Origin of the sequence: Paenibacillus glycanilyticus NBRC 16618 (assembly GCF_004000805.1) — a bacterium.
Lineage (GTDB): Bacteria > Bacillota > Bacilli > Paenibacillales > Paenibacillaceae > Pristimantibacillus > Pristimantibacillus glycanilyticus.
Genome location: NZ_BILY01000055.1, coordinates 20,898 through 34,186, shown reverse-complemented (window position 1 = coordinate 34,186; position 13,289 = coordinate 20,898). Strand labels below are relative to the sequence as shown.

Here is a 13,289-nt window from a genome sequence, read left to right as displayed (position 1 = left end):
CGCCCGCCAAACTCATCTGTTCAACAGCCACACAGCCAGATTGTAGAGTTTTTCGGCTATTCCCGACATATTGCGGCGCGGCGGCAACCGGTATAATGGAAGAGAACAAGAAATCATCCGATTCAAATGGAGGGTTTGTCCACGTGACGAAGCAATCAATGACAGCTCTACTTGAGCAAATGACGCTGGAAGAAAAGATTTTTCAACTGATGCAGCTTACTCCTAATTTTCTCAGCGAAGATGACGCTAACCTGACGGGGCCGCTGGCCTGGATGGGCGTTACGGAAAATATGGTGAACAATGCAGGATCCGTGCTGAGTGCCGTTGGCGCGAAGGAAACGATAGCCCTGCAGAAAAAATACATGGAGAACAGCCGCCTCGGCATTCCTCTGCTTCTTATGGCGGATATTATCCACGGCTACCGTACGATTTTCCCGGTGACGCTGGCGATCGGCAGTACCTGGGACCTGGAGCTGGCGGAAAAAAGCGCCGCGATTGCAGCGAAGGAATCGGCCGTTACGGGCATCCACGTGACGTTTGCGCCGATGGTGGACCTCGTCCGCGACCCTCGTTGGGGCCGCGTAATGGAGTCGACGGGCGAAGATCCGTACCTGAACAGCGAATACGCGCGTGCCTTCGTCCGCGGTTTCCAAGGCGATGACCTGGCTGGCGATATGGACCGCGTTGCCGCTTGCGTGAAGCATTTTGCTGCTTACGGCGCAGCGGAGGGCGGACGCGATTACAATACCGTCAACATGTCGGAGAGACAGCTGCGCGAGTCCTATCTGCCGGCTTATAAAGCCGCGCTGGACGAGGGCTGCGAGATGGTGATGACGGCCTTCAACACGGTTGACGGCATCCCGGCCACCGGCAACAAGTGGCTGATGCGGAACCTGCTTCGCGACGAGTGGGGCTTTGACGGCATGCTGATTTCCGACTGGGGCGCGGTAGGCGAGATGATTCCGCATGGCGTTGCGGCGGACGGCAAGGAAGCCGCGCTGAAGGCGATTGAAGCCGGCGTCGATATGGAAATGATGACCTCCCACTATGCGAACCATTTGAAGGAGCTTGTGGAAGCAGGCGAAGTGGATATCAAGCTGATTGACGAGTCTGTGCTCCGTATTCTGAAGCTGAAGGACAAGCTGGGTCTCTTCGAGAACCCGTACCGCGCCGCAAGCGAAGAACGGGAGAAGGAAGTGCTGCTGTCGCCCGAGCACCGGGCTGCGGCACGCGAGATCGCGGCCAAGTCCTTCGTGCTGTTGAAGAACGAACAGCAGGCGCTTCCTCTCCGCAGCGGGCAAAAGCTTGCGCTTATCGGACCGTTTGCGGAAAGCGGGGATATTCTGGGCCCTTGGTCGATCTGGGGCAAGCAAGAGGAAACGGTGCAGCTGCATGCGGGTCTATCTGCCCATAAGGCTGCGGATATCGTTGCGGTAGCGAAAGGCTCCGACATCGATGCCGTGACCGAGGAGCAGCTTCAGGAAGCGGTCGCAGCGGCATCGCAAGCCGACGTAATCGTGCTGGCGCTGGGCGAAAGCTCCGAGATGAGCGGGGAAGCGGGAAGCCGCGGAGACATCCGTCTGCCAGAGGCGCAGCTGGAGCTTATTCGGAAGCTGAAGCCGCTTGGCAAGCCAATCGTGGTGGTGCTGTTCAACGGCAGACCGCTTGATCTGCATGGTATTATCGAGGAAGCGGATGCGCTGCTCGAGGTTTGGTTCCCGGGTACGGAAGGCGGCAATGCGATCGCGGATGTGCTGTTCGGCGACGTGAATCCGTCCGGACGTCTGACGATGTCTTTCCCTTATTCCGTTGGCCAAGTCCCGGTGTACTACAACAACTACAATACCGGACGTCCTCTTACGCCTCAGAATGCGAATGAGCGTTACGTCTCGAAATATTTGGACATGCCGAATGCGCCGCTTCTGCCGTTTGGTTACGGTCTGAGCTATACGAGCTTCTCGTACAGCGAGGCCACCCTGTCGACGGACGTTATGAACGCAGGAGATACGCTTCGGGTATCGGTTGACGTGACAAACACGGGAGCTGCTGCCGGCGAAGAGGTTGTCCAGCTGTACGTGCGCGATCTAGCCGGCGAAGTGGTCCGTCCGCTGAAGGAGCTGAAGGGCTTCCGCAAGCTGGCTATCCAGCCGGGCGAGACGCAGACGGTGACATTTGAGATTACCGAGGAGCAGCTTCGTTATTACCATGCGGATCTGCAGCTGAAGAGCGATGCAGGCGAATTCCATGTCTTTGTAGGCCCTAACAGCCGCGATGCGGAAGCGAAATCGTTCCGCCTTACGAAATAAAAACAAAAAAAGCGCGGGCCGGCCACAGGCAGGTTCGCGCTTTTTTTGCTTACAGCGACTTTAATAGAGCATGCCCGTCAGGTAATAGCCAATCTCCACTGCTATATCAGGGATTATCTGCCGATTTCACGGTAAAAGAAAGCATGGCGGTTTATTTCCGACATTCCGAGAGTGAACCTAATATGTATCCGCATTCATGAATGGAAAATGGACTAATCTGCCCCTTTTCGCGTTTATATCGCAGTTTACAGAAATGGGGGAACGGGTCTATGATCAAATCTGCAAAACTTCATATGTTCGTATTCGCTGAGTTTCCGTTAGAAACGGAGAGCAGGGGAACCAATTGCGATAGGCAGGAAAGTGCATGCTTGTCGCCGGGGTGAATCGGCATGCCGGCCGCAATGTTGCGGCAGCAGGCTGTAGGGCGACTCTAGACGCCCGAATCCGTCAGCTAACCTTGTAAGCGTTGATAGAGAGGGTGAACTTCGGTTATTTTTACGGGCCGCGGGAGGATACTCTGCGGTCTTTTTTCTATGCGTAGAAAAAAGCAAAAGTGGTTACATTAGCACTGATAAGTGTTTGAGTAACCAAGTATCCAGGTATTAGATGTTTAACTTCAACGTTGGCGGTGACCTGTGTGTTTACTCTTATCAAAAGATTACTGATCGGGCGTCCCCTCAAGTCCACGGAATTAGGGGAACAGAAGCTCATTAAAACGAAGGCGCTTGCGATCCTGTCCTCGGATGCCTTATCATCCGTTGCATACGGGCCAGAGCAGATTTTGCTCGTCTTGATGACCGTTAGCGCAGCGGCGTTTTGGTATTCGATTCCGATTGGTGTCGGGGTGCTGGTCTTATTAACGGCACTTATCCTGTCTTACCGGCAAATTATATTTGCCTACCCGCATGGCGGGGGAGCTTATGTCGTATCGAAGGAAAATCTCGGGGTATTCCCCGGCCTCATATCCGGCGGCGCCCTGCTGGTCGATTATATATTGACCGTGGCGGTAAGCGTGTCGGCGGGTACGGACGCGATCACGTCCGCTTTTCCAAGCCTGCACGAGCATTCGGTACTAATCTCTATCGTGTTTGTCCTTTTTATTACGATCTTAAACCTGCGGGGCGTGACGGAATCGGCGTCTATCCTTGCTTATCCCGTTTACTTATTTGTGCTTGCGATTGTTGTCATGGTCATTGTAGGCTTGTACAAAATCGCCACAGGCGACGTATCGCCTACGCTTCACACCTCGTTAGGAACGCCGGTTGCGGGTATCAGCCTGTTCCTGCTGCTTCGTGCGTTTGCATCCGGCAGCTCGGCTTTGACCGGGGTTGAGGCCATCTCGAACGCGATCCCGAACTTCAAGGATCCTGCGCCTAACAATGCGGCCAAGACGTTATTAGCGATGGGCGGCCTGCTCTCGATCCTATTCTCGGGTATCGTCTTCCTGGCGTATTACTACGGTATAGCGCCGAAAGAAGAAGTAACGGTTGTGTCGCAGATCGCCGAAGGGATATTCGGACGCCATACGATGTATTATTTTATCCAGGGTACTACGGCTCTTATCTTGATCCTGGCAGCAAACACCGGCTATTCGGCTTTCCCGCTGCTGGCCGTTAACCTGGCGAAGGATAAGTTTATTCCAAGAATGTTTACGGCTCGCGGCGACCGTCTCGGTTACTCGAACGGCATTATCAGCTTGGGGATTCTGTCCATCATCCTGATCATTGCGTTTCAGGGCAAGACTGAGCATCTCATTCCGTTGTATGCGGTTGGCGTATTTATACCGTTTACGCTGTCGCAGACGGGGATGCTGGTCAAATGGTTCCGCCAAAGGCCGAAGGGCTGGATTGGCAAGTTCATCATTAACTCGATTGGGGCCTTGATCAGCTTTATCGTAACGATGATGTTCTTCCTAACAAAGTTCGAGCAAGTATGGTCGATTCTGATTTTCCTGCCGCTTATTATTTTCGTGTTCCACCGGATCAAGAAGCACTATGAAGCGGTTGGCGAGCAGCTTCGCCTCGCGACCTGCGAGCCCGTGATGCCGATTGAGGGCAACGTGATGATTTTGCCGGTATCGGGGATTACGCATGTTGTCGAGCATTCGATTTTATATGCCAAGTCGCTGAAGCCTGAACAGATCATTGCCGTGTACGTTCCTTTTGAAAAAGAGGATGAAGCCATCTTCGAAGAGAAGTGGGAGAGATTCCAGCCGGATGTCCGGCTCGTAACTCTGCACTCGCCTTACCGCTCGATCTCGAATCCGCTGTTCAAGTTTATCGATACGGTACAGCGCAAGGCGAGCGAGAACAATTACCAGGTAACCGTCATTATTCCGCAGTTTATTCCGAAGAAGGGCTGGCACAACATTTTGCATAACCAAACGAGCCTAATGCTCCGTGCCCAGCTTCTTTACCGCAAGGATGTTATCATCACCACCGTGCCTTACCATTTGAAAAAATAGCCCAAAGCCTCGGTCCCGTCGGGATCGAGGCTTTTTTTTGCTGCCTACAGCTCAAGCCCCGTACCCTGCTTAAAGCGTTTGATAACCATATGGGTGTTGACGTTTACGATCCCTTCAAGCACATAGATTTTTTTGAACAAAAAGTGCTCCAGCGCTTCCTCGTCCTTCAGCAGCGCATGCATATGCAGCGAGCTTGGTCCCGTCATTTGATAGATGCTGATCACTTCCGGTTCCTCCGATAACAGCGCCCCGGCTTGCTCTACGAATCGAGGCTCAACCTCAACTTCGAAAAAAGCGGAAATGGATTTGCCGAGCTTGGTTGTGTTTAACCGTACGGTGAAGTTCTCGATAATCCCGTTATTCACCATCGCATCCACGCGCTTCTGGATCGCGACTCTGGATAAATTGAGAAGCTCGCCGATCTTAGCGTACGACATCCGTCCGTTATCGTGCAGCAGGCGGATAATTTCCTGATCTGTGTCATCCAAGTGCAGTAAATGCATGAGGCCACTCCTCTTCGATAAAATTTCACGTTAAGCTACTTTGTGCGAGATGAATGTTAGGTATTGGTTTCGAATTTGGTTGTTTTTATGTCAGTTAATATAACATTAGTAACCAAATTGGTCTATAGGAAATGACAAAACAGTCCAGAAAAGCCCTTTTTTAGTTACGATGTGGTTGACGCACTGCTAGGGCGCTCATATAATCATGTCATAAAACATTACATACGAAACCATAAGCATACGGAATGGTTGCGAAAACTTCAAATTGCGGGTTAATCAACTTACATGAGGGTGTGATCGGTGTGAAAAAGCAGCTGATTCGTAACGGGACCGTCATCACGATGAATGAGGAGATGCGGGTGATCCCTAATGGTTATGTTCTCATGGAGGGGGATCTTATTTCGGAGGTGGGAGAGTGGCCGGCAGACGGCTCAAAGGATGAGCTTCTCCGGCAGGTGGATATGTTGCTGGATGCGCAGGGGAAGGCCGTCATTCCCGGACTGGTGAATGGGCACACCCATTTGTTCCAGACCTTTATTAGGGGCGTTTCCGATGATTTGCCGCTGGCGCAATGGCTTCGGCAAATCATATGGCCGGCATCTCTAGCCATGGAGGAAGAGGATTTCTATCTGGCTGCCATGATCGGCTGCATTGAGAATTTGAAGTCAGGCGCGACCTACATTATGGACCACCACTATGTTCACACTCATGCCGGCAATGATGACGGTGTCCTGAAGGCCATGCAGGAGTCGGGCATTCGCGGTCATATGGCCAGGGGGGGCGTTGACCTCAGCTACGAGCCAAGGCTCAGCGAAACGATTGAGCAAATATTCGGCCGTACGGATGTTCTGCTTGATCGCTGGCAGGGAACGGCCGAAGGCCGGATCTCCATTGCGCTTGGCCCGCTTAATTTATACGGCTGCTCGGAGAGCTTCCTGAGGCAGGCGGCCGAGTACAGCGAGCGGAACAAGCTGATTACGCACCTTCACGTCGCGGAAACGAAGGATCAGATCGACAATACGATGGAACGTTTCGGGCTTCGGAATTTGGAACTGGTAGAAGCGGTAGGCCTGCTCGGCAAGCATACGCAGGTCGTCCACGGCGTCTGGCTGGATGATAAGGAGCTGGATTTACTGAAGAAGAATGAGGCTACCGTAATTCATTGCCCGGTTTCCAATATGTATCTCGCTTCCGGCGTAGCGCGCGTGCCCGAGATGTTGGAGCGAGGCATTAATGTGGCCCTGGGGACGGACGGTCCCGGCAGCAATAACTGCCAGGATAATCTCGAAGTGCTGAAGTTCACGGCCTGCCTGCATAAGGTGGATCAGCTCGATTCAACGCTGCTGCCGCCTATGCAGGTGCTGAAGATGGGGACAATCAACGGGGCCAAGGCCGTTGGGAGAGAGCGGGAGCTTGGCAGCCTAGAGCCGGGGAAAAAAGCGGATGTCGTGATTATTGATCTGCAGAAGGCGCATATCGCGCCCATTCACCGGGTCAGCTCGGCCATTGTGTATAACGCAAACGGCAATGACGTGGATTCGGTTTTTGTGAACGGTCAGCTTGTCGTTCATCGCGGCAAATGCACGCTGGTGGACGAAGAAGAAATTATTCGAAGGGCGCAGGCAAGGGTCGATGTGCTGAGGCAGAGGCTGGGCACGGCTTATCCGGTATTTAGCGTAGTGGAATAAAGAAGGCGGAGGAGCGGTCTTCATGAGTGAAGCAAGGAGCGTTAACGAAAAGGCGGAACGATGGGTGAAAGCCGTGGTCGAGGTTCTGTTTTACGCCGGAGCAGTGCTTGTCGCTCTGCTCGCCGGGGGGTTGGTGATGGCGGCGGCGGGCGTATCGCCGCTGGAGGCGTACCGTCTTATCTGGGACGGCGCAGCCGGCGATGCGAACAGCGTGAAGGAAACGCTGGTCAAGGCAACTCCGCTCTTGTTCGCCGGTCTATGCTACACGTTCGCTTACCGGAGCGGCTTGTTCAATATCGGTGCCGAAGGGCAGATCTATATCGGAGCGATGACCGGTACGATGGCTGCGCTATATGTACCGGGTCTTCCGGGCTTTGCGCATCTGCCTCTCTGCATTGCGGCCGGTGCGGCTGGAGGTGCGGTCTGGGCGGGTATTGCCGGGGCGCTCAAAATATTCAAAGGCGCCAGCGAGATTATCAACACCATCATGCTCAATTATATGGGAATCTACTTGGTCAGCTACATGGTGACCGGTCCGATGAAGGATCCGTCCGGTACGCTTCCGCAGTCCGCGAGGCTCCCGGAATCGGCGCTGCTTGCGAAGCTGTTTGACTCCAGGCTTCATTACGGCTTTGTGCTGGCGGTTGCGCTGGCGGTCATTCTGTATATTGTCTTGAACCGGACGGTCTGGGGCTATGAAATCCGGTCAGTCGGCTTCAACAAGCAGGCGACGAAGGTTATGGGCATTCCGGTCAGCCGCAATATGCTGCTCGTCATGATGGTCAGCGGAGCAATTGCCGGAATCGGGGGTTACGTGGAAATAGCCGGCGTGCAGAACCGTCTCTTCCAGAACTTTTCGCCCGGCTACGGCTATGACGGCATCGCTGTCGCGCTGGTCGGCGGGGCGCATCCGCTTGGCAATATCGGCTCGGCTATTCTGTTTGGCGGATTGCGGAGCGGGGCCAATGCGATGCAGCGGATGACGGGTACCTCGACCTCGCTTGTATACGTTATTCAGGCCACGATCATTGTGCTGGTTGTATGCAACCGGTACTGGTTCGGCGGATGGAAGCGGCGGCTGATCGCTTCGCTTGCGGCCCGATTCGGCGGCGACAGCCGTCCGGAAGAGTTGAGGGCCGTGCAAGCGGCGCGGGAGACGGCTCTCAACGTGAACAAAGGGGAGGGATCAAGATGAGCGAGGAAGTGATTGTCAGCTATTTGGCTTCCGCCATTCGCCTGTCGGTTCCGCTGCTGCTCGCCGCGCTTGGCATTCTGTTCATGTCGAGGAGCGGGATTCTGAACATCGGAATGGAGGGCATGGTTCTGATTGGCGCATTGTCCGGTGTCGTTGGCGCGTATTATTTCGGCAGTGCGGCAGCAGGCGTAGGGTTTGCCGTTGTCGTTACTGGTCTTGTCGGACTGCTGTTCGGTTTTCTCGTGATTACGACAGGGGCGGATCAAGTTGTGATCGGGACGGCGCTTAATTTATTCGGTTTAGGCATAACAACGGTATTTGGCCGGAGCCTGCTTGGCATGGGGCAGGAGGCGGTGCGGGTGAACGGGATTCCCAGCCTGCGGATTCCGCTGCTGAGCGACATTCCGTATGTCGGGGAAGCGTTGTTTGATCAGAATGTGCTTGCGTACGCTTCTTACCTGCTGGTGCCGGCTGCCGCGTTTGTTTTCTACAAGACGAATTGGGGGCTCCGGGTTAGGGCGGTAGGGGAGAATCCGCTGGCCGCCGATACGCTTGGCGTACGCGTTCACCGCATCTGGTATATTTGCTGCCTGATTGGCGGGATGCTGGCTGGCGTAGCCGGGTGCTCGTTATCGCTTGGCATTCTGAATCAATTTACGGAGAACATGGTGGCAGGCCGTGGTTTTATTGCCTTGTCGGCGGTTATTTTTGGCAAATGGACGCCGCTTGGCACGATGGGGGCTTCTCTCTTGTTTGGCGGGGCGGATGCCCTGCAGTTACGGTTCCAATCGTTCGGAATTAAGATTCCGTACCAGTTCATGCTGATGTTTCCTTATCTGCTGACGATGGTGGCGCTCGCTTGGTTCTCGGGCAAGAGCAAGCAGCCTGCCGCGACGGCCGCTGCTTATAAAAGTCTCGCAGACCGGAACGGTTAGGAGGGAAGCTTATGGAGCCGATTTTGGAAATCCGAGGTTTAGTGAAGCGCTTTGGTTCCTTTGTGGCGAATGACCGGTTGAATCTCGCCATTCGGCAGGGTGAGATTCATGCTCTTCTCGGCGAGAACGGTGCCGGCAAAAGCACGCTTATGAACATGCTCTCGGGCATGCTGGAGCCCGACGAAGGCGAGATTCTGTACAAGGGCAAGCCGGTTCGGTTTGGATCGCCCCGTGAGGCGGGCAGCGCGGGGATTGGGATGGTGCATCAGCATTTTATGCTCATTCCGGCGCTGACGGTCGCGGAAAACGTGCTGCTTGGATTGAAGCAGGATCGCAGCCCGTTCTTTCGCTTTAAGAAGGCTTGCGCGGAGATTCGGGAGCTGTCGGACCGCTTTGGTCTGGATGTTCGGCCGGAAGCGAAGGTTAGCGACCTGTCGGTCGGTCAGCAGCAGCGCGTGGAAATCATCAAGACGCTGTTCCGTGGCGCCGAGTTTATTATTCTGGATGAGCCGACGGCGGTGCTGACACCTTCGGAGGTGAAGGATTTGTTCCGGGTGCTGCGGACGCTTAAGGAGCAGGGGAAGACGATTATTTTCATCAGCCACAAGCTTCAGGAGATTCGGGAGATTTGCGATCGCGTAACCGTGCTCCGGCTTGGCAGGTTAATCGGCACGCATAGTCTTGACGGCATAACGCCGGCCGATCTCGCACGCATGATGGTCGGTCGCGATGTTGCCGCTCCGGTCCGGAAGGCAGGCATCGTGAGTCAGACGAACCGTCTGAAGGTGACGGGGCTCCACGCCAGCGAAAGCGGCGTACCGGTCCTTAAGGATATTTCTTTTCGCATCCGGGAGGGAGAGATTCTTGGCATAGCCGGCGTAGACGGCAACGGGCAGCGCGAGCTGAGCGAGGTGCTGTTCGGACTTCGTTCCAAGGATGCGGGAATCATCGAGCTGGATGGAGAGGCGCTGCAGCGCCAGCAGCCTCGAAGCATGAAGGAGAAGGGGGTCGCTTATATCCCCGAGGACCGGCATAAGGAAGGGCTTATGCTTCAGATGAGCGTGGAGGAGAATCTGATCGCCAAGGAATATCGGAAGCGCAGATTCAGCAAGGGCGGCATCATCAGCAGAAGGAGGATGCGGGAATGCGCGGATGAGCAGATCAAGAGCTTCGCGATTAAGACCTCAGGCGCCTCGGTTCCGGTCGGCAGGCTGTCCGGAGGCAATCAGCAGAAGGTGATTCTGGCCCGTGAGCTGATGCTGAATCCGAAGGTTATCGTCGCGATGCAGCCTACGCGCGGAATGGATGTCGGGGCGGCGGAATATGTCCACAAGCGGCTGCTTGAAGCTAGTGAGCAGGGCTGCTCCATTCTGCTTATCTCGACGGAGCTGGAGGAAGTGATGGCGCTGTCGGACCGCATTGCGGTGCTGTACAAGGGAGAGCTGCTAGGCACGATGGATAGAGAAAGCGCGGATAGGGATCGCATCGGCCAGTTGATGGCGGGGATCCGGCCAAATGCTTCTTTTGCCATATAGAGGGGGACATATCATTCCAATTTGGAGGGGTTAGGATGAGAATGGGGAAATGGGCGAAATCGATGGCGGTATTAGGCATGTGTGTAATGATGGTTGTATTGGCGGCCTGCGGAAGCAATAAAGCGGTGAACAGCGGTGAATCGGGGACTGCCGGGGCATCGGGCAGCGGCGGCAAAAGCTTGAAGGTGGCCTTGCTCACCCCGGGTCCGGTCAATGACAACGGCTGGAACGCAACGGCATACGCCGGACTGATGAAGATCAAGGAAGAGCTTGGCGCGGAGACGGCTTATTCCGAGAAAGTAAGCAACTCCGATGCAGCTGAATTTATCCGCGGTTATGCCGATGACGGTTACGACGTTATTATCGGTCACGGCTTTGAGTACGGAGACATTATGAAGGATATCGCTCCCGATTATAAGGATACCTGGTTTCTCGTCAACAGCTCGACCGTTTCGCAAGAGCCTAATCTCACTTCCCTCAGCTTGAACAACAGCGAGCAAGGTTACCTGATGGGCTCGATTGCTGCCCTGATGTCGAAGTCGGGCACGGTTGCGGCAATCGGCGGCTCCGATATCCCTCCAATCACAAATTCGGTGAAGGGCTTTGAGCTTGGCGCGAAGGAGACGGTTCCTTCTATTAAAGTGCTGTCTACGATGATGGGCGGCGACAGCGATGTAGCCAAAGCGAAGGAAACCGCGATCTCCTTTATCGAGAAAGGAGCCGATGTCGTCATGACCAATGCGAACCAGGCCGGACTCGGAGGAATCGAGGCGGCGCAGCAAAAAGGCGTATTGGCCATCGGCTCGAACCAGGACCAGAATCCAAACGGTCCGGATACGGTCGTCACCAGTGTCATTCAGGATTATCCTGAAGCGATGAAGGTCGTCGTGGAGCGTATTCAAAAAGGCGAGATGAAGGCCGAATCCCAGCTCCTCGGCGTTAAGGACGGCGCGATATATCTGGCTCCATTCCATAGCTTCGAGGATAAAATCTCGAAGGATATTATGGACAAGATTAATGCCATTGTTGAATCTTTGAAATCCGGCGAGAAAGTCATCGGCAACCAATAACAAGGAGAGTGGCTCATATGCTGACAGCAACCGTAAAAGATACCGTACTGCTTAACGAATGGCATCCCGTATTTATTGCGAAAGACCTTAAGGAAGAGCCTGTCTCCGTTATCGTATTGGGCGAGCGGGTGGCCGTATTCCGCGCGGTAAGCGGCCAGGTCTATGCGCTGCGCGACTTGTGCATCCACCGCGGTGCCATGCTGTCGAAGGGGAGAGTGGAGGGGGAGACGCTGGTCTGCCCTTACCACGGCTGGAAGTATGACGGCAGCGGCGCATGCGTATGTATCCCGGCTCAGGCGAAGACGGACAAAATTCCGCTGCGGGCGAAGGCGACCAAATACCAGGCCGTTGAAAAGTATGGTCTCGTATGGGTTTGCCTGGGAGAGCCGACAAGCGAGCTGCCGTATTTGGAAGAGTTCGAAAATCCCGAATACCGTCCGCTTCCATGCGGGCCTTACTCGGTGCATGCGGCGGGAACCCGCGTTATCGAGAATTTTACGGATTTTGCCCATCTGATGTTTGTACACGGCGGTCTGCTTGGTCACCCGGACTATGCGGAGCTGCCGGACTTTAAGGTGTATAAGGAGCCTGGTCGCGTCTACACCGGGGATGTTCCGATCTTCCAGCCCGTAGCCCATTCCGGCTCTGAGATGGAGGAGGGGACGACGTATGTATACGTGAAGGAAGTGTTCCGCCCGCTTGCAGCCCGGCTGTCCAAACGCGATGCGGTTACAGGGCAGACGCTGTGGATCCTGTTGACGGTGCTCCCGGTCGAGGAGAAGGAATGTCTCGTCTACATGTCCGTCTCCCGGAATTACGGCTTCGACGTGCCGGATGAGCAGTTCATCAACTTCCAAGACACCGTATTCGAGCAGGATAAGTGGATTATCGAAACGCAGAAGCCGGAATTGCTGCCGCTCGACCTTCAGCTGGAGCTGAATCATAAGGCGGACTCGCTGTCCGTCGCCTACCGCCGCTGGCTCATCGAGCTTGGCGTTACGTTTGGCACAACGTAGCCGCAATCATAAACAGAGACGACCCCGCCAGCCGGAAGGCATGGCGGGGTCGTCTCTGTTTGTTTTATTAATGGTCTTAATTTTATTAATGGTCTTAACGATGCCGCACATCGTTAAGGACATGAAAATTGGCCGGAATAGCTCGAAATGGTGGGTCTAGGCCAGCTTAACGATGCGGCGCATCGTTAAGCACATTAAAAACTGCCCCAATGCAGTCCTTAACGATGCCACACATCGTTAAGGACTTAAAAATCAGCCAGAATTGCGTGGAAAGGAGCACATTAGGCTTGCTTAACGATGCGGCGCATCGTTAAGGACTTGAAAACCGGCTAGAAACGCGCGGAAAGGAGCAGATTGGGCCAGCTTAACGATGCGGCACATCGTTAAGCACATTAAAAGTAACCTCAGCTACTAGCTTGACGATGCCGCACATCGTTAAGGACTTGAAAATCAGCCAGAATCGCGTGGAAAGGAGCACATTGGGCCAGCTTAAAGATGCGGCGCATCGTTAAGCACGTTAAAAGTGACCTCAGCTGCTAGCCTAACGATGTCGCGCATCGTTAAGCGGAAAGGCGCC

The 13,289-nt window shown here is 54.5% G+C and carries 9 protein-coding genes and 1 riboswitch; of the genes, 8 read left to right on the top strand and 1 reads right to left on the bottom strand.

The window, feature by feature from the left end; genetic code table 11:
• Positions 1 to 143: 143 nt before the first annotated feature.
• Both bglX and kimA read left to right on the top strand, forming a co-directional pair.
• On the top strand, positions 144 to 2,306 hold the full coding sequence (bglX, locus tag PGL01S_RS28475) for a beta-glucosidase BglX (RefSeq protein ID WP_127498725.1): 2,163 nt from the start codon (positions 144 to 146) through the stop codon (positions 2,304 to 2,306).
• A 294-nt stretch (positions 2,307 to 2,600) separates the two neighbouring features.
• A riboswitch (cyclic di-AMP (ydaO/yuaA leader) is annotated at positions 2,601 to 2,788 on the top strand.
• 155 nt (positions 2,789 to 2,943) lie between these two features.
• Positions 2,944 to 4,770, top strand: coding sequence for a potassium transporter KimA (gene kimA, locus PGL01S_RS28470; RefSeq protein WP_127498723.1), 1,827 nt, complete (start codon positions 2,944 to 2,946; stop codon positions 4,768 to 4,770).
• A gap of 44 nt (positions 4,771 to 4,814) precedes the next feature.
• Here kimA and PGL01S_RS28465 read toward each other — a convergent pair whose 3' ends face one another.
• The gene (locus PGL01S_RS28465; RefSeq protein ID WP_127498721.1) at positions 4,815 to 5,273 is read right to left on the bottom strand and encodes an Lrp/AsnC family transcriptional regulator; all 459 of its coding nucleotides are present in this window, start codon (positions 5,271 to 5,273) and stop codon (positions 4,815 to 4,817) included.
• A 302-nt stretch (positions 5,274 to 5,575) separates the two neighbouring features.
• Here PGL01S_RS28465 and PGL01S_RS28460 point away from each other — a divergent pair, with 302 nt between their 5' ends.
• Genes PGL01S_RS28460 through PGL01S_RS28435 form a run of 6 tightly spaced genes read left to right on the top strand, consistent with a single transcriptional unit; the run spans position 5,576 to position 12,712 of the window.
• On the top strand, positions 5,576 to 6,961 hold the full coding sequence (locus PGL01S_RS28460; protein ID WP_244935800.1) for an amidohydrolase family protein: 1,386 nt from the start codon (positions 5,576 to 5,578) through the stop codon (positions 6,959 to 6,961).
• 22 nt (positions 6,962 to 6,983) lie between these two features.
• On the top strand, positions 6,984 to 8,156 hold the full coding sequence (locus PGL01S_RS28455) for an ABC transporter permease (RefSeq protein ID WP_127498719.1): 1,173 nt from the start codon (positions 6,984 to 6,986) through the stop codon (positions 8,154 to 8,156).
• Positions 8,153 to 9,091 (top strand): ABC transporter permease, encoded by a 939-nt coding sequence (locus PGL01S_RS28450; RefSeq protein WP_127498717.1) that lies wholly within the window; start codon positions 8,153 to 8,155, stop codon positions 9,089 to 9,091. The genes PGL01S_RS28455 and PGL01S_RS28450 overlap by 4 nt, the downstream gene beginning before the upstream one ends.
• An 11-nt stretch (positions 9,092 to 9,102) precedes the next feature.
• Positions 9,103 to 10,626: an ABC transporter ATP-binding protein gene (locus PGL01S_RS28445; protein WP_127498715.1), complete on the top strand. Its 1,524-nt coding sequence runs from the start codon at positions 9,103 to 9,105 to the stop codon at positions 10,624 to 10,626.
• A 35-nt stretch (positions 10,627 to 10,661) separates the two neighbouring features.
• Positions 10,662 to 11,696, top strand: coding sequence for a BMP family protein (locus PGL01S_RS28440; protein WP_244935799.1), 1,035 nt, complete (start codon positions 10,662 to 10,664; stop codon positions 11,694 to 11,696).
• A gap of 17 nt (positions 11,697 to 11,713) precedes the next feature.
• Entirely contained in the window at positions 11,714 to 12,712 is a 999-nt protein-coding gene (locus PGL01S_RS28435) for a Rieske 2Fe-2S domain-containing protein (protein ID WP_127498713.1), read from the top strand.
• Positions 12,713 to 13,289: the final 577 nt, after the last annotated feature.

What these genes read in the sequence shown, in the direction of transcription:
- PGL01S_RS28465 (WP_127498721.1), bottom strand. Translation starts at nt 5,273, where the DNA reads ATGCATTTACTGCACTTGGATGACACAGATCAGGAAATTATCCGCCTG.
- PGL01S_RS28455 (WP_127498719.1), top strand. Translation starts at nt 6,984, where the DNA reads ATGAGTGAAGCAAGGAGCGTTAACGAAAAGGCGGAACGATGGGTGAAA.
- PGL01S_RS28450 (WP_127498717.1), top strand. Translation starts at nt 8,153, where the DNA reads ATGAGCGAGGAAGTGATTGTCAGCTATTTGGCTTCCGCCATTCGCCTG.
- PGL01S_RS28445 (WP_127498715.1), top strand. Translation starts at nt 9,103, where the DNA reads ATGGAGCCGATTTTGGAAATCCGAGGTTTAGTGAAGCGCTTTGGTTCC.
- PGL01S_RS28440 (WP_244935799.1), top strand. Translation starts at nt 10,662, where the DNA reads ATGAGAATGGGGAAATGGGCGAAATCGATGGCGGTATTAGGCATGTGT.
- PGL01S_RS28435 (WP_127498713.1), top strand. Translation starts at nt 11,714, where the DNA reads ATGCTGACAGCAACCGTAAAAGATACCGTACTGCTTAACGAATGGCAT.